This is a genomic window from Fusibacter bizertensis, assembly GCF_029914245.1.
GTDB lineage: Bacteria > Bacillota > Clostridia > Peptostreptococcales > Acidaminobacteraceae > Fusibacter_C > Fusibacter_C bizertensis.
Genome location: NZ_JARYZI010000003.1, coordinates 33,156 through 48,631 on the forward strand (window position 1 = coordinate 33,156; position 15,476 = coordinate 48,631).

Annotated in this window: 18 protein-coding genes and 1 other annotated feature; of the genes, 6 read left to right on the forward strand and 12 right to left on the reverse strand. The window is 35.1% G+C overall.

Features of this window, described 5'->3' with window-relative positions:
• Positions 1 to 107: 107 nt before the first annotated feature.
• The 10 genes from rplT to QE109_RS05455 form a co-directional block, all read right to left on the reverse strand.
• A complete protein-coding gene (rplT, locus tag QE109_RS05410; RefSeq protein WP_281093394.1) occupies positions 108 to 461 on the reverse strand; it encodes a 50S ribosomal protein L20 in 354 nt (117 codons plus the stop codon).
• A gap of 29 nt (positions 462 to 490) precedes the next feature.
• A complete protein-coding gene (gene rpmI / locus QE109_RS05415) occupies positions 491 to 688 on the reverse strand; it encodes a 50S ribosomal protein L35 (protein WP_281093395.1) in 198 nt (65 codons plus the stop codon).
• Positions 689 to 717: 29 nt separating this feature from the next.
• Positions 718 to 1,233 (reverse strand): translation initiation factor IF-3, encoded by a 516-nt coding sequence (infC, locus tag QE109_RS05420; protein ID WP_281093396.1) that lies wholly within the window; start codon positions 1,231 to 1,233, stop codon positions 718 to 720.
• A gap of 173 nt (positions 1,234 to 1,406) precedes the next feature.
• Positions 1,407 to 3,341 (reverse strand): threonine--tRNA ligase, encoded by a 1,935-nt coding sequence (gene thrS / locus QE109_RS05425; protein WP_281093397.1) that lies wholly within the window; start codon positions 3,339 to 3,341, stop codon positions 1,407 to 1,409.
• A 121-nt stretch (positions 3,342 to 3,462) separates the two neighbouring features.
• Positions 3,463 to 3,678 (reverse strand) — a binding site (T-box leader).
• A 70-nt stretch (positions 3,679 to 3,748) separates the two neighbouring features.
• Positions 3,749 to 4,351, reverse strand: a complete 603-nt coding sequence (locus QE109_RS05430) for a DUF445 domain-containing protein (protein WP_281093398.1) — start codon at positions 4,349 to 4,351, stop codon at positions 3,749 to 3,751.
• 11 nt (positions 4,352 to 4,362) lie between these two features.
• On the reverse strand, positions 4,363 to 5,067 hold the full coding sequence (locus QE109_RS05435) for a DUF6873 family GME fold protein (protein WP_281093399.1): 705 nt from the start codon (positions 5,065 to 5,067) through the stop codon (positions 4,363 to 4,365).
• Between the two features lie 12 nt (positions 5,068 to 5,079).
• Entirely contained in the window at positions 5,080 to 5,973 is an 894-nt protein-coding gene (hslO, locus tag QE109_RS05440) for an Hsp33 family molecular chaperone HslO (RefSeq protein WP_281093400.1), read from the reverse strand.
• On the reverse strand, positions 5,970 to 6,737 hold the full coding sequence (locus QE109_RS05445; protein ID WP_281093401.1) for a class I SAM-dependent DNA methyltransferase: 768 nt from the start codon (positions 6,735 to 6,737) through the stop codon (positions 5,970 to 5,972). The genes hslO and QE109_RS05445 overlap by 4 nt, the downstream gene beginning before the upstream one ends.
• Before the next feature lie 15 nt (positions 6,738 to 6,752).
• Complete coding sequence (locus QE109_RS05450; protein ID WP_281093402.1) at positions 6,753 to 7,784, reverse strand: CPBP family intramembrane glutamic endopeptidase; 1,032 nt, start codon at positions 7,782 to 7,784, stop codon at positions 6,753 to 6,755.
• Positions 7,785 to 7,792: 8 nt separating this feature from the next.
• Positions 7,793 to 8,944, reverse strand: coding sequence for a M20 metallopeptidase family protein (locus tag QE109_RS05455; protein WP_281093403.1), 1,152 nt, complete (start codon positions 8,942 to 8,944; stop codon positions 7,793 to 7,795).
• A 226-nt stretch (positions 8,945 to 9,170) separates the two neighbouring features.
• Between QE109_RS05455 and QE109_RS05460 the strand changes: the two genes are divergently transcribed.
• From QE109_RS05460 to dapD, 4 genes are read left to right on the forward strand one after another with little or no spacing between them, the layout of a single operon-like run.
• Positions 9,171 to 10,172, forward strand: a complete 1,002-nt coding sequence (locus tag QE109_RS05460; protein WP_281093404.1) for an aspartate-semialdehyde dehydrogenase — start codon at positions 9,171 to 9,173, stop codon at positions 10,170 to 10,172.
• Positions 10,169 to 11,050, forward strand: coding sequence for a 4-hydroxy-tetrahydrodipicolinate synthase (gene dapA / locus QE109_RS05465; protein WP_281093405.1), 882 nt, complete (start codon positions 10,169 to 10,171; stop codon positions 11,048 to 11,050). Before QE109_RS05460 ends, dapA begins: the two co-directional genes overlap by 4 nt.
• Entirely contained in the window at positions 11,047 to 11,823 is a 777-nt protein-coding gene (gene dapB, locus QE109_RS05470) for a 4-hydroxy-tetrahydrodipicolinate reductase (RefSeq protein WP_281093406.1), read from the forward strand. The genes dapA and dapB overlap by 4 nt, the downstream gene beginning before the upstream one ends.
• Before the next feature lie 43 nt (positions 11,824 to 11,866).
• Positions 11,867 to 12,574, forward strand: a complete 708-nt coding sequence (gene dapD / locus QE109_RS05475) for a 2,3,4,5-tetrahydropyridine-2,6-dicarboxylate N-acetyltransferase (protein WP_281093407.1) — start codon at positions 11,867 to 11,869, stop codon at positions 12,572 to 12,574.
• Positions 12,575 to 12,664: 90 nt separating this feature from the next.
• Here dapD and hpt read toward each other — a convergent pair whose 3' ends face one another.
• Entirely contained in the window at positions 12,665 to 13,192 is a 528-nt protein-coding gene (gene hpt / locus QE109_RS05480) for a hypoxanthine phosphoribosyltransferase (protein WP_342637117.1), read from the reverse strand.
• 197 nt (positions 13,193 to 13,389) lie between these two features.
• Between hpt and QE109_RS05485 the strand changes: the two genes are divergently transcribed.
• Positions 13,390 to 14,568, forward strand: coding sequence for a CD0519/CD1768 family membrane protein (locus QE109_RS05485; RefSeq protein WP_281093409.1), 1,179 nt, complete (start codon positions 13,390 to 13,392; stop codon positions 14,566 to 14,568).
• A gap of 64 nt (positions 14,569 to 14,632) precedes the next feature.
• Here QE109_RS05485 and QE109_RS05490 read toward each other — a convergent pair whose 3' ends face one another.
• The gene (locus tag QE109_RS05490) at positions 14,633 to 14,764 is read right to left on the reverse strand and encodes a hypothetical protein (RefSeq protein ID WP_281093410.1); all 132 of its coding nucleotides are present in this window, start codon (positions 14,762 to 14,764) and stop codon (positions 14,633 to 14,635) included.
• A gap of 158 nt (positions 14,765 to 14,922) precedes the next feature.
• On the opposite strand from QE109_RS05490, the gene QE109_RS05495 reads away from it, so the two are divergent.
• Positions 14,923 to 15,459 (forward strand): DUF4364 family protein, encoded by a 537-nt coding sequence (locus QE109_RS05495; protein ID WP_281093411.1) that lies wholly within the window; start codon positions 14,923 to 14,925, stop codon positions 15,457 to 15,459.
• The last annotated feature ends 17 nt before the right edge of the window (positions 15,460 to 15,476 follow it).

Consider the following 15,476-nt stretch of genomic DNA (forward strand, 5'->3'; position numbering starts at 1 on the left):
TGTAAACTTACTATACACTTATTGTCCAAATTACAAACACAATTTGATAAACGTAAAAAAGGAGCGTATCAAGTTATCTTGATCCACTCCCTATATTCTACTCAATTTTACAATTGGCCTTTTGCTAAAGTTACTAAGTTAGCAAAATCTTCTGGATGATTAATTGCCATTTCAGAAAGTACTTTTCTGTTGATGTCAATGTTTGCTTTTTTAAGACCGTTCATGAATTTAGAATAGCTTAAGCCATTAATTCTTGCACCAGCATTAATACGAGCGATCCATAATTTTCTAAAATCTCTTTTTCTTAATTTTCTACCTACGTATGCTGATCTTAAAGATCTCATAACTGCAGGGTTTGCTGCTCTAAATACTAAGCTCTTTTGGCCATAGAAGCCTTTAGCTAATTTAAGAATTTTTTTATGTTTCTTCTTTGCGTTTACTGCGCCTTTAATTCTTGCCATGTTTCAAAACCTCCTTCTATTTAATTATCCTATAAATAAGGTAACATTGTTCTAACACGTTTCATATCTGACTCACTAACAACTGTAGATTGTCTTAAGTTTCTTTTTCTTTTAGAAGATTTTTTTGTCAAAATATGGCTTGTAAACGCCTTACTTCTCTTAAGTTTTCCGCCACCAGTTTTCTTAACTCTTTTAGCAGCGCCGCTGTGTGTTTTCATTTTTGGCATAGCTCTTTCCTCCTTCCAAAATGCTCGCTTTATTTATTAGGTGCAAAGATTGCAACTAAGCTTCTACCTTCAAGTTTTGTAGGTGTTTCAAGTGTTCCAAAGCCTTCAATTTCTGCAGTAAATTTTTTAATTACTTCAAATCCTTGCTGTGTATAACCCATTTCACGGCCTTTGAATCTTAAAGAAACCTTTACTTTGTCACCACTTTGTAAGAATTTGATTGCATTTTTTGATTTGGTTTCTAAATCGTTTTTCTCGATATTCAGACCCAAACGAATTTCCTTAAGTGTAGCGCTTTTTTGTTTCTTTTTCGCTTCCTTATCTTTCTTCTGTTGTTCATATCTGAATTTACCAAAGTCCATAATTTTGCATACTGGTGGTTTTGCACCTGGTGCAATTTTCACTAAGTCAAGTTTTTTCTCTTGCGCTAATGCAAGTGCTTCTTTTCCAGACATAACTCCCAATTGCTCGTTGTCATCACCAATTAGTCTCACTTCAAGGTCACGAATTTCTTCATTGATTTCAGCTATTTTAATAAGATACACCCCCTAGGTTCTATAAAAATAAAAACGGCAGATACGAATATCCGCCGTTAGCAACTCAACAATCAAAACTGTTAAATACTACGAACCATATGAACACAAAGTTATATGGTGAGAAGCGGACTTCTACTTGTTAACCTCAATAACTATACCACGATAGAAATCGTGTGTCAAGCCTATTGATCTATTTTTTCAAATTTTGTTTTTAAAGAACGCTCAGCAACTTCAGCTAGCAAAGTATTTATAAATACATCGAGCTCTAAGCTTCCAAGTTCGCCAATATCTCTTGAACGCACTGATACTTGACCTAGTTCAGACTCCTTATCGCCTATGATCAGCATATATGGTCCTTTTTCAAGTTGCGCTTCTCTGATCTTGTATCCGATTTTTTCAGCACGATCATCAAGCTCAGCTCTAATCCCCATAGCTCTAAGTTTCTTAGCAACTTCTTCAGCATATGGAATATGTCGATCCGCGATAGTGAGTAGCTTAACTTGAACAGGAGCAAGCCATGATGGGAATTTACCTGCAAACTCTTCTATTAATATACCCATAAATCTCTCAATTGATCCAAATGCAACTCTATGGATCATTATCGGTTGATGTTTTTCACCATCTTTTCCGATATAGCTCAGTTCAAAACGTTGTGGTAACTGCATGTCCAGTTGTATTGTTCCACATTGCCAAGTTCTACCAAGACAGTCCATCAAGTGGAAATCTATTTTAGGACCGTAGAAAGCACCATCTCCTGGATTGAGTTTGTAATTAATACCTAGTTCGACGAGCGCTTCTGTCAGTGCCTCTTCAGCTCTATTCCACTCTTCATCACTTCCCATAGAATTTTCAGGTCTAGTTGAAAGTTCTACATGGTAGCTAAATCCAAAAGTTTTATATACTTCATCAATCAAGTTAACAACACCGATAATTTCATCTTTAATTTGCTCTGGCAACATGAAAATATGAGCATCATCTTGAGTGAAAGATCTTACTCTCATCAAGCCATGAAGGGCTCCAGATAATTCATGTCTATGCACTCTACCCATTTCAGCCATGCGAATTGGGAAATCTTTATAAGAACGCATAGCAGTTTTATAAACAAGCATACATCCAGGACAGTTCATAGGCTTAACCGCAAAATCTTCATTATCGATCTCAAGGGCATACATATTGTCCTTATAATGATACCAGTGACCAGAAGTTTCCCATAAATGTCTGTTAAGCATAATTGGTGTTTCTATTTCAACATAGTTAGCTTTATCATGAACTTCTCTCCAATATTTCAAGAGATTATTTTTAACTGCCATACCTTTTGGTAACATAAATGGGAATCCTGGTCCTTCTTCCATCAAAGCGAACAAACCAAGTTCTTTACCAATTTTTCTGTGATCTCTTTTCTTTGCTTCTTCAAGCATCTCAAGATATGCGTCTAGCATAGAAGCTTTAGGGAAAGATGTACCATATATTCTTTGAAGCATTTTATTGTTTTCATTTCCTCTCCAGTATGCGCCAGCAAGAGAAGTTAATTTCACACTTTTAATTTCTTTTGTCGAACTCACGTGACAACCAGCACAAAGATCTACGAAATCACCTTGTCTATAAAAAGAAATAATCGCGTCTTCAGGCAAATCGTTAATCAGTTCAACTTTATAAGCCTCACCTTTTTCTGCCATAAATTTGATAGCTTCATCTCTAGGAAGTTCGAATCTTTCAAGTTTAAGATCTTCTTTTACAATTTTTTTCATCTCAGCTTCAATGCGATCTAAGTCTTCCGGTACAAATTTATGTTCAGTGTCAAAATCGTAGTAAAAACCATTTTCAATTGCAGGTCCAATTGCAAGTTGTGCATCTGGAAATAGTCTTTTTACTGCTTGCGCCATAATATGAGAGCTTGTATGTCTAAAAGCATGTGCACCTTCAGCGTCATCGAATTTTAAGATGCTAAGTTCACAGTCTTCTTCTAATTTATATGATAAATCGACGGTTTTACCATTCACCGCTCCAACAACAGCTTCTTTGGCAAGTCTTCCAGAGATAGATGCTGCAACATCATATACAGTTGTGCCTTTTTGTACCTCTCTCACTGATCCGTCTTTTAGTGTAATTTTAATCATGTTAACCTCCTTTTTTCCTTTTTATTTTTTGACTTAAGTCAAAGTAAAAATCTTCGTACAACAAGTACTTGGATTCTATCACAAGGTAGATGAAACTAAAAAAACCTCATCTCTAGCATACGCTAGGGACGAGGTTATATCGCGGTTCCACCCTAATAGCTCTTAACGAGCCACTCAAAAGACCTTAACGCGGCCTAACGCAAACATTTCAGTATTCACTTACTAAATTTGAGCTAAAAGTTAGTTTTCCCATTACGCTACTTATGTGTTCTCACAGCTACTGAACTCATTCTCTTGAAGTTTATATAATGGTACTCTTCTTTATTAACGCTTTTATTAATTTAAAATAATGATAGCTTACTGACTGAAAAATGTCAACTGTCCATACAAAAATAATTGTAAACAATTTATTTTAAAGCATACAGAACAATTACCCCTTGAAAAATCCCAATAAAAAAACCAATAACACCACCTAAAACTTCAATATGTTTAAGTTCAGTTTTCGCTATCTTAAGTGTCATCTCTTCGATTTTTTCAAAGTCATAAGCGTTTATTTGATCTTCAACCATTTTACTGATATTGATAGATTCTATCGCTTTGTGACTTAATTGTTCACCAAGTTCCACAATAATTTGCTCACCATTTTCATCAATCATTTGTTCGATATTTTGCAAAATCATCCCTTTAAACATCGATGGAATAATCGAAGGCATCTTTTCATTTGCTACAACCATAACTTTTTGTTTAATCAAATTTATAATTTGCTGTTTATCCATATCTGTAATCATTTTATCGACTATTTTTTCGATTGATATGAGTTCATCACTTATGACATCGCCGATTGATTTAGCGATCTCAGCTTTTCTTTTAGGGATAAGCCCTTGTATAACAAATGGTGTACCTTTTATGCCTATTGGGTTTACAGGTCTAAACATCAATTTAATTGCGATGACGTTGGTCATCCATCCAATAATCGCACCTATACTTGCTAATATTAATAGTTTTAACATTTGAACACCTTCTATCTCTGATAGTATAAAATCGAACCTACATCTACTAACAAGCCTTGATGTAATTCGACTACTTTAAAACTCTGATTTTCGATAAACTGCCTAATCAGATCGCCTTCTGGATGGAAATCAAGCGATCCATTAATGATTATATTTTTTTCAACAGTACCACCCACACCACCAATAAAACCATATTGAAACCCATCTAGAGCAATGTTTCCAGGTTCTATCTTAAGCACTTTGTAGCCCTGTTCCTTTAATGCTTTGTACATACCACCATCAGATGTAATTGCAGCTATTTGCCCTATAGGTAATACACTGCATCTTGCATAACCTTGATTGACATCAATAATATTGAGTTTTGTTTGATCTAAGATGATTTGATCGGTAATGCTTTTTTTTAGAAACAAATGATTTTTCATCGGGAGCACATTGTATACAGCATCATATGGATATGTCACATCTAACAAAGTCTTACCGCATATGATTTGATCATCTTCTACCCCTAGGCTTAAAAGATATTCTTCGTATAAATTGTAAATACTAGGCTCCAATATAATTTTATCACCAATGACTGCAAGTGATAAATCACAGTGATGCGCAACTCTAATATCTACACTAGGGTTTGACGTTATTTCAACAACATGATGGTTATCAAAAAAACTATTTTTTCTAATTTTCTCCGCAACTTCTGCATTTGTAAATATTATTCCCATAGATGCTCACTTTTATGATAGAACTTCGTTTGGCGCTTCTATAAGTGCAGTTAATTCAAGCTCACTAAAAATATACTTTTGATTACAAAAATGACAAACGAGCTCAGCTTCACCTTCTTCATCAATGATTGCTTTGATTTCAGTTTTGCCTAAACTTATAAGTGCGTTCTCCATCTTTTCTCTACTGCAATCACACTTGTAGTTAAGTTCATACTCTTCTAATTCATCAAAACCAAGACCAGCTAAGACTTGTCCAGCAATTTGCATAATCGTTAAACCTTCTTCAAACTGTTGTGTTAAAGGAGGCATTCCCTTTAAATTTGATTCAAGTTGTTGGATTGTTTCTTCGGTAGTCTCAGGGAGCAATTGAACGATAAAGCCACCAGCGTATTTTACATGTGCATCTTTTCCAAAACTTACCCCTAATGATACAGCAGTAGGCTGTTGTTCTGATTGAGCAAAATATTGTGCTAGATCTTCAGCAATTTCTCCAGATACTAGATTACACTGTCCTAAAAATGGTTCTTTCATGCCTATGTCTCTTATTACAATGATCTTTCCATCTTTGCCTATTGCTGTTCCTACATCAAGTTTTCCGTGCTCGTCGAAGATATTAACAGCTTGAGGATTATTCATATAAGCCTTCACATTTCCATGAGAATCCGCAACAGCAACCATGAGCTTTATTTCATTTGAACCTTTGATTTGTAACGTTACTTTTTCTTTGTCTATTTTACTCATCATTCCCATCATCGATGCAGCAGTAATCGTTCTACCAAGTGCAGTTGCAGAGATAGGTGATAAATCATGTGTCGTTCTCGCATTTTCTACCATTTCTGTTGTCTGTGCCACGTAAATTCTTACTTCCCTATTAACAGACATCCCTGTTATTAATTTACCTTTCATTTTGCCTCCGTAATTTGAACTTCAGTTTTCTTTTTTAATATAAAACAAATTCTTTGAGATTGTTCATGCTTTTGTTTAAAACTATCGCCATCAACGATATCCAACACCTCAAAAAATGGGTTGATAACAGTTAAAACATCTTCTATTTCATATGCCCTTTGAGTGTGGAATTCTTCATATCTCTCATATCCGTTGCCTTCGTCTTTGAATATAGTTAATGAGAAATTCAAGAGATTGAGTGTTTCATCATATTCATTTTCCCATATATATGCTTCACTCTCAAAAGTTTCGGCAAAAGTGTTATTACCAATTATTTCTTTTAATTTATACTTTGAGCTCAAATCAAACACAACAACCCCCTCTTCATTTAAATGGAGGTTAATTTGTTGCATTACTTTTGATAAAGTATCGATATCATGTTGATAGTTCATGCCATCACACATACAACAAACCATATCGTATTTTTTTTTCGTACTAAAATTCGCCATATCTTGATGATAAAACTTAATCTTAGCACCACAGTCATAGGCCTTACTTTGAGCAATTGTGAGCATATCTTCTGAAATATCCAGTGCTTCGCATAGATATCCCTTTTGTGATAAGCCAACACTAATTGTCCCTGTGCCACAGGCTAACTCAAGTATACTCCTTGGATTAGTCATATGCTTTTTTGCAATACTATCTAATTGGTTGATCCACAAAGGATAATCAATATCATATTGCATTAGATCGTAAACTGAAGCGAACTCTCTATAAATTTCCATATTATCTTCCTTAAATTAAAAATAAGCCAAATAGATTACGAGCCCATACATCATCATCGCCAGCACGATAGGTAATAACTCAATTGGGTTAATATTAAGTGGTTTGTTCTCCCATAGTGGTCCATATCTATCCGAATTTTTTTCAAGATTTATGTTTTCTAAATAATTGCTCTGATCACCAGATCTATCTACATCATCTACAATTCCATTTGTCATTTCTAACCGTGGAAACTGAGTTCGCAGACTTTTCAGTAATCCTTTTATACCTATAATACATACTGCACCAATTAAAACATAGAAAACCATAACGCCTAGTATAACACTTGGCGTATTAAAAATCAATTCATTTGATTCTTGAGGGATGACGCCACTAGATGAAGAAAGATTCGTTATAAATCCCATAGTAACTGCAATACCATTATTCGTCATATGGGCAATCATGCCTGAAAATATCGAACCCGTCAATTGTACGAGATATGAAAACATAATTCCAAGAATGATTGGACCTAAAAAATTCTGCGGGTTAAAATGAAATATTCCAAATAAAAGTCCACTAAAAATCGCGCCCCATTTTCTCCCTAGCTTGCTCTCATAAGCATTGAGTATAGCACCTCTAAAAAATATTTCTTCACAGATACCAGCCGAACCTGCAATTACAGCAAAAAGTAGTGCAAACTCTGCACTATTTGATGCTGTTGGAATCACTGATACAATCGAATCACCAAACAACTCAATAAAAAATATCGTAATTAAATTAGCAACTGCAACTGTAGGGAGCAATAATGCTGCTAAAATGATAATCTTGAGCACAGCACTAAAAGGTATACTTTTAAATCTAAAGACTTTCTTCACATCTTTTTTTGTTATAAATGCATATAGTAAAATCGGAATTGCCATTAATCCAAATTCTGTGATCAGTAGTCCTGAGATAAGTTCTCTGCTCTGAACATATGCTCCTACAGTTAGAAAGAGCAATGCCAATAGGATAAAAAATATATTGGCTTCTTTTATAGAGAATACACGTTGTCTAATTTTTGATTCACTCATATGTCCTCCTATATTTGGATACTACCTTTATATGTTAAGATATTGATATAGGACTGCATACCATCGAGTAATATCCTGTTATCAAAATTAAATTTCGAATTGTGCAAGGGATATACATAGTCTTTTTCTTCATTATATGTCCCCACAAAATAGAAAAGCCCCGGTACTTTTTCTTGATAATAGGAAAAATCTTCGCTAATCATCTGTGGTTCAATGACTTCACACTGTACGCCATGAAAATTTACAAACTCTGTGAAAAGCCTTTGATCATTAACCACAGGTGGATACATATCTCTATATTCGATTTCGATTTTCACTTCGTATGCAGCTTCAATACCAGCCAAATACTTTGTCATTCTTGTCTTAATTTGATTGTACACTACTTTATCAAAAGCTCGTATTGTTCCTTCAAGTCTCGCCTTTCCAGCTATGATGTTACGACGTTCTCCTGCATCCATTTTCCCTATTGTTAAAACAGCTGGATTAATTGGACTAATATTTCTACTAACTATTGATTGAAGACCTAAAATAACTTCACTCGCAATTACAATACCATCTATACCAGTATGAGGCATGGCGCCATGTGCACTCCTTGCATAAATATCTATATCAAATTCACCAGTCATCGCCATCATAGGACCAGGGCAAAGGCCAATCTTTCCTTGCGCTACCGATGGGAAAACATGAATACCATAGATTTCTGAAACATTGTATTTTTCAAGTATCCCTTCATTGACTAAAACTTCAGCCCCTCCAGGTCCTTCTTCAGCAGGTTGAAAAATAAGGAGTATGTTATCTACTATTTTAACATCACTACTCGAAAGCACTCTAGCTAGTCCAAGCATCATTGCCATGTGCCCATCATGACCACAGGCATGCATAAAATTATCATGGGTTGAATGTGTTTCAAATGAACTTTCTTCTTTAACAGATAAGCCGTCCATATCGGTTCTAAATGCAAGTGTTTGTGTTGGTGAAATCCCTTTAAAAAGCGCAACAATACCAGTACCACCTACAAGTTCGTATTCAACATCCAATTCTTTTAAAACATTTTGTATATACGCGCTGGTTTTATATTCACAAAATCCAGCTTCTGGAATAAGGTGTAATGCTTTTCGATCTTCGTAAACTTTTTCTTTTAATTGCTCTAGTATTGTCATATTCACCTCGTATAACATTATTTTTATTATTGACGTCACTTTTTCATAGTGATAGTATATATATAATTATCCAAAAGACTGCATGTATACAATATAATTGGGAACTAATTAACCCATCTTTGGACATCACCTTAGTGTCAATCATTATTATATTTTATATGATATGGATTAAGTATTCAAGGTTAGCGCTGTTAACAAAAAAAACAATTATATTTAGGAGGTTTTTATGAAAAAAATCAACTTGGCTGTAGTCGGTGCAACTGGCATGGTGGGAAGAACATTTTTAAAAGTACTAGAAGACAGAGATTTCCCATTTGAAAAACTTTTTTGCTTTGCATCAAAAAAATCAGCTGGCGAAATCGTTGTCTGTAAAGGTAAGGAATATGTTGTCGAAGAATTGACCGAAGCGTCATTTGATCAAGATATTGATATTGCACTTTTTTCTGCTGGTGGAGATATCAGCTTGAAGTTCGCACCGATTGCTGCCGCAAAAGGTGTTGTCGTTATTGATAATTCAAGCGCGTGGAGAATGGATCCAAATGTCCCTCTTGTTGTACCAGAAGTAAATCCACACGTCCTTAAAAACCACAAAAATATCATTGCAAATCCAAATTGCTCTACTATACAAGCGATGGTAGTGCTTAAACCATTATATGAAGCATTTGGCATTAAAAGAATTGTCTATTCTACTTATCAAGCAGTATCAGGTTCTGGTGTTAAAGGTGTTTATGATTTAGAAGAAGGCTTAAAAGGTAATAATCCATTAAGCTGTTATGCGCATCCTATTGCTGGTAACTGTTTACCACAGATAGATGTTTTTGAATCAAATGGCTATACAAAAGAAGAAATGAAAATGATCGATGAAACCAAAAAAATCCTTGAAGATGACGCACTTAAAATTACTGCTACCGCTGTACGTGTGCCGATCTTTTATAGCCATAGCGAATCCGTCAATATTGAACTTGAAAAACCTTTTGAAGTTGAGGCAATTAAATCATTATTAAGCAGTTCAAAAGGATTGGTATTACAAGACGATCCTGCAAACGGGATATATCCTCTTGCCGCTTCTGCTGCTGGAACTGATCCAGTTTATGTAGGTAGAATTAGAAGAGATGAAAGCCTTGAAAATGGTATCAATCTTTGGATTGTTGCAGATAATATCAGGAAAGGTGCTGCTACTAACGCGATTCAGATCGCTGAAACATTAATTGAAAGGAACTTAATATGAGTATTTTTAAAGGTTCAGGTGTTGCATTAGTTACACCCTTCAGTGAAGATACCCTAAATTTAGAAGTTCTATACCAATTAATCGATTGGCATATTGCTGAAGGTACAGATGCCCTTATTATCAGTGGCACTACTGGTGAAGCGTCAACAATGACGCTAACTGAAAAGAAAATTCTTTTTACAGAGACAGTCAAGTATGTTAACAAACGCATCCCAGTTATCGCAGGAACCGGTACAAATAGCACAAAAACTTCTATTGAGAACAGCATACTCGCAAAGGAATGTGGTGTTGATGGACTTTTGGTCGTAACGCCTTATTACAATAAATGTACACAAGAAGGTCTTTATTTACATTTTGAAGCAATTGCAAATGCTGTAGATTTGCCTTTGATCCTGTACAATGTACCCTCGAGAACTTCTGTTAATATGTTACCTCTAACGGTTTTAAGACTATCAGAAATTGAAAATATAGTAGGCATCAAAGAAGCTAGTGCAGATATCACTCAAATTACTGAACTATTCAGACTTGTACCTCCTACATTTGATATCTATTCTGGAAACGACGACCATGTACTGCCAATTATGGCTCTTGGTGGTGCCGGAGTAATAACTACTGTTGGCAATATTATACCAAAGTTAGTTCATGAACTAACATCAAGCTGTTTAAACAATGATTATATGGGGGCGAAAGCGCTTCAATTCAAAATTAATCCCATGGCTCAATCGGTCTTCACTGAAGTCAATCCAATACCAATTAAAGCTGCAGTACAAATGCTTGGTTTTGAAGTAGGAAATGTCAGGCTACCGCTAACACCTGCTCTTGATAGCACCGTTAAACAACTGGAAAAAGTGATGTTAGCTCTTGAGGTGTCAAGATGATTCGCTTATTTATTTGCGGGATCACTGGTGCCATGGGGAAAAATGTTGTTGCGCAGGCAAAAGCATTTCCTGAAATAGAAATAGTTGGTGGATTAGGACATGTAGAGATCGAAAGAGAAAATAATCAATTTAAGGTTTTTTCAAATTTTGAATCTGTTGACTTTCCTATAGACTGTATCATCGATTTTTCTACTGCTAGCATTGTAGATGATTTATTGCACTTTGCACAACATCATAAAATACCTGTTGTTTTATGTACAACAGGTTTGACAGAAAAAACGCTTGATCATATTGAAACAGCAAAACTTCAAATTCCAATTTTTAAATCTGGAAATATGTCTTTAGCAATCAATCTTTTGATGCGTCTAGTCAAACAGGCTGCTAGTGTGCTTGAAAATGATTTTGATATTGAAATAATTGAAAAGCATCACAATAGAAAATTAGATGCACCTAGTGGTACAGCAATTATGCTGGCCGATGCAGTAAATGAAGGCTTACAAGATCCTAAAATAATCGAACTTGGTAGAAGTGCACATGGCTCAAAAGACCAGTCCATTATAAATGTACATTCTATTCGAGGTGGTAATATCGTTGGTGAACACGAAGTTTTATTTGCAGGTGCAGAAGAACTAGTTACGCTTTCACACTCAGCACTAAGCCGTTCAGTTTTTGCAAAAGGCGCACTGGATGCTGCAAAATTCTTAGTTGGCCGCACTCCCGGTTTATATAACATGGATGATCTTGTTGCACAAAAGTTAAACTCATTACTTTAAATTGAAAATATACGTTACACATAGTTAAACACAAGGAGGTATCATGCAAGAATACGATTTAACTAACCCGTACGAGATAGCAAAATTTATTAAAAATGCAACAAAAACGACACCGATGAAAGCATATATCCAAGTAAATGAATCTTTATACAGCGATACAGTCAAGCTCTTTGGCGATTGTCCTTTTTATACTGCTTTTGGTGAAGCTGATGATATCAAAGCGTTTTTAAATACAAACGAAAGTAAAATTCTCTTTTATGAGCTAGAAAACGATCGCCGTTTATCTGCGATTCCACTGCTTGATCTAACAACAGTTAACGCAAGAATTGAACCTGGCGCTTTAATTAGGGATCGTGTTGAGATTGAAGACCAAGCCGTCATCATGATGGGGGCAGTGATCAACATTGGTTCACATATTGGAAAAGCATCTATGATCGATATGAATGCCGTTCTAGGTGCGAGAGCATACGTTGGTGATCATTGTCATATTGGTGCTGGAACTGTACTCGCTGGTGTACTCGAGCCACCAAGTGCAACACCAGTTGTTATTGAAGACAATGTGCTGATAGGTGCTAACTGTGTTGTATTAGAAGGTGTCAGAGTAGGAGAAGGCGCTGTAGTCGCAGCTGGGTCTGTGGTTACAAAAGACGTCCCTAGTGGTGCAGTGGTCGCAGGAACACCTGCAAAAGTTATTAAATTAAAAGATGATCAAACAATTAGCAAAACACAATTGTTAGATGACTTAAGATAAACCGAATGACAAAATTAATAGAGGCTATCTTGGCGCGATAAAATCGCATTAAGATAGCCTCTTACTATTCGCTACTTAGTTGTTCCATAACTAGTCTACAAAAGCAAATACATGGTCAATATTACGATAATAATCGCCATAGTTAAGACCATATCCCACTATAAACATATCTGGAATTTCAAATCCAACATAATCTGGTACATACGATACTTTTCGTCTTGAAGGTTTATCTAATAAAACGCATGCTTTAAGACTTTTAGGATTTCGCTTTGATAAAATCGCCATAACACCAGTCATTGTAAGTGCAGAGTCAGTAATGTCATCTACTATGAGGACATCAAACTCAGAAAGATCATCAGCTGTAATATCTTGTACGATCTTTAGTTGACCTGTACTCTCCTCGCTGTGACCATAACTTGATGTTGTCATAAATTCTATTCGAACAGGCAAATCAATCTTTCTTACTAGGTCAGCTGTAAAAATAAAGCTTCCTTTCAATAAAGAGATTACAAGTAAATTCTTATCTTTATAATCCTCTGTTAATGTTTTGCCTAGAGCTTCTATTCTTTCATCAATTTTTTCTTTTGATAATAAGATTTCTCTTCTCTTATTCTCAATTCCCATTTTTACCTCCAATTTTCAACTAAGTGATTATCAATATTTTATAGTAGTGGCCTGTGTTTTTCAAGTGAATTTACACTTTCAAAAAAATTAACAATTATTACAAGAAATTAATCAGCCTAATGTCAGAAAATATTGTGAATTTGCACACAGAAATAGTACAATGAAATTAACTACTTGAAGGGGGATTACACATGGAACACGACACAAAAGTGAAGAAAGCAATAACGATGGAAACTTTTGTCTTTATTTTTATTGCAGGTGTTGTATTTAGCTATCTTGGATCGGTTATGGGGGTCGACAAGATGTTCAACACTATTATGAATACGGCTCACTATCTTTTGATTGACGTCGTATTTTTTATTATGGCAATCGCAGTTTTAGCAGGTGCATTTGCTGCACTTTTATCTGAATTTGGTGTTGTCGCATTAATCAATAAGATTATTTCACCAATTATCAGACCCATCTATGGTTTACCCGGTGCAGCTTCTATAGGTATGATCACAACTTATCTCTCAGATAATCCTGCGATTATTTCCCTTGCACACGATAAAGGTTTTAAAAAGTATTTTAAAAATTACGAAATTCCAACCTTATGTAATCTTGGTACTGCTTTTGGCATGGGATTAATTGTAAGTACTTTTATGATTGGTCTTGGAGATGGTACGGAGTTCATTGCACCTGTTGTTATTGGAAACTTTGGTGCCATAATAGGTAGTATTGTAAGCGTTCGTATCATGACAGGTTTTACCAAGAAGTATTACAACATTCCTAAAGGACAAAAAAGAGAAAAGATGGATTATGAGGACTTCAACAAAGTAAGAGATGTCCGAGTGGGTAATCTTTTTGAACGTGTGCTTGATGCAACTCTAGAAGGTGGAAAAAGTGGTGTTGAACTTGGACTGGCAATAATTCCTGGTGTTGTCGTAATTTGTACTCTAGTTATGATATTCACTTTTGGTCCTGCAGAGACAGTCAATGGTGTTGCCATCTATACTGGTGCAAAAAAAGAAGGTGTTGCTTTATTTCCTAAAATCGGGGAACTTCTAAGCGGTATATTAGACCCTCTATTTGGTTTTACAAGCGCAGAAGCAATAGCTTTCCCAATTACCGCTCTCGGTTCAGTTGGTGCTGCTATGGGTCTTGTAAAGGACTTCCTTGTTAAAGGCCTAATCGGACCTAATGATGTCGCTGTATTTACTGCCATGGGCATGTGTTTTAGTGGTTATTTAAGTACACATGTTGGGATGATGGATGCACTTAACGTAAGAAAACTGGCATCTAAAGCAATTATTTCTCATACAGTTGGTGGCTTAATGGCTGGAATCTCAGCACATTATATCTACGTCCTCTTTACTATGCTTGTAAAATAAATGCGAATAATTAGATATAAAATTACAAACAGCAGCCTGCAAGGGCTGCTGTTAATATATATACTTATTTTTTTGACCTTGATATCTGAATCAATTCTTTTAATAATATGATGATTTTGTTTAATGAAAACTGAATCGAAACTAGAATAATGAAAAAAAAGATAATTCCAATCCATTCATATTTAATACTTCCCATAGCATCCTCCTTATTAAAAATAGTTTTTTGAAACGACAAACTATGTACTATTATTTTAACACAAATGATTCCAACTAAGTTGTCAATTTCGTTTTGAAATTTCTAAATTCTATGCTATACTATCATCTGTAACCATATTCAAAGAGGAGGCCGCTCTGTTGAAAATCAGCTCGGATCAGCAACTTAAATTTAAAATAATTATTTTATATATTCTTAATCAATTCTCAGTTCCACTTACGAATCAACAGTTAACAGACTTTATTTTAGAGCATGATATTATGAACTATTTCGATTTACAACAATACTTAAACGACCTCGTAGCAACTTCCATGCTTGAATACAGTATGAGTGAAGGTGACCGTTATTATATCATTACCGAGAGCGGTAGAAATACTTTAGAACTGTTTTCTGATCGTGTCTCACAAACACTTAGACGTACTATCAACGATAGCGTTGACATGAAAAAAAAGTCCTTTGTCATTAAGACCAATATCACTGCTGACTACTATAAAGAAGACGATAACGATTACATCGTTCATTTATCTGTAAAAGAAGGTATATATACCTTAATGGATATTAAAGTAAATGTTGTTTCAAATAAACACGCTAAACAAATCTGTGAGAATTGGGAAAAAAAAGCCCAGTATCTATATGGTGATATTTTAAATAAACTTGTTGATGATACAGAGCAATAGCCTGTATCATTTTTTTA

Coding starts and splice junctions, on each gene's coding strand:
- QE109_RS05490 (WP_281093410.1), bottom strand. CDS start 14,764: ATGGGAAGTATTAAATATGAATGGATTGGAATTATCTTTTTTTTCATT.
- QE109_RS05455 (WP_281093403.1), bottom strand. CDS start 8,944: ATGACAATACTAGAGCAATTAAAAGAAAAAGTTTACGAAGATCGAAAA.
- rplT (WP_281093394.1), bottom strand. CDS start 461: ATGGCAAGAATTAAAGGCGCAGTAAACGCAAAGAAGAAACATAAAAAA.
- QE109_RS05435 (WP_281093399.1), bottom strand. CDS start 5,067: ATGGGAATAATATTTACAAATGCAGAAGTTGCGGAGAAAATTAGAAAA.
- dapA (WP_281093405.1), top strand. CDS start 10,169: ATGAGTATTTTTAAAGGTTCAGGTGTTGCATTAGTTACACCCTTCAGT.
- thrS (WP_281093397.1), bottom strand. CDS start 3,341: ATGATTAAAATTACACTAAAAGACGGATCAGTGAGAGAGGTACAAAAA.
- QE109_RS05485 (WP_281093409.1), top strand. CDS start 13,390: ATGGAACACGACACAAAAGTGAAGAAAGCAATAACGATGGAAACTTTT.
- QE109_RS05445 (WP_281093401.1), bottom strand. CDS start 6,737: ATGGAAATTTATAGAGAGTTCGCTTCAGTTTACGATCTAATGCAATAT.
- QE109_RS05460 (WP_281093404.1), top strand. CDS start 9,171: ATGAAAAAAATCAACTTGGCTGTAGTCGGTGCAACTGGCATGGTGGGA.
- QE109_RS05430 (WP_281093398.1), bottom strand. CDS start 4,351: ATGTTAAAACTATTAATATTAGCAAGTATAGGTGCGATTATTGGATGG.
- dapB (WP_281093406.1), top strand. CDS start 11,047: ATGATTCGCTTATTTATTTGCGGGATCACTGGTGCCATGGGGAAAAAT.
- hslO (WP_281093400.1), bottom strand. CDS start 5,973: ATGAAAGGTAAATTAATAACAGGGATGTCTGTTAATAGGGAAGTAAGA.
- rpmI (WP_281093395.1), bottom strand. CDS start 688: ATGCCAAAAATGAAAACACACAGCGGCGCTGCTAAAAGAGTTAAGAAA.
- dapD (WP_281093407.1), top strand. CDS start 11,867: ATGCAAGAATACGATTTAACTAACCCGTACGAGATAGCAAAATTTATT.
- QE109_RS05450 (WP_281093402.1), bottom strand. CDS start 7,784: ATGAGTGAATCAAAAATTAGACAACGTGTATTCTCTATAAAAGAAGCC.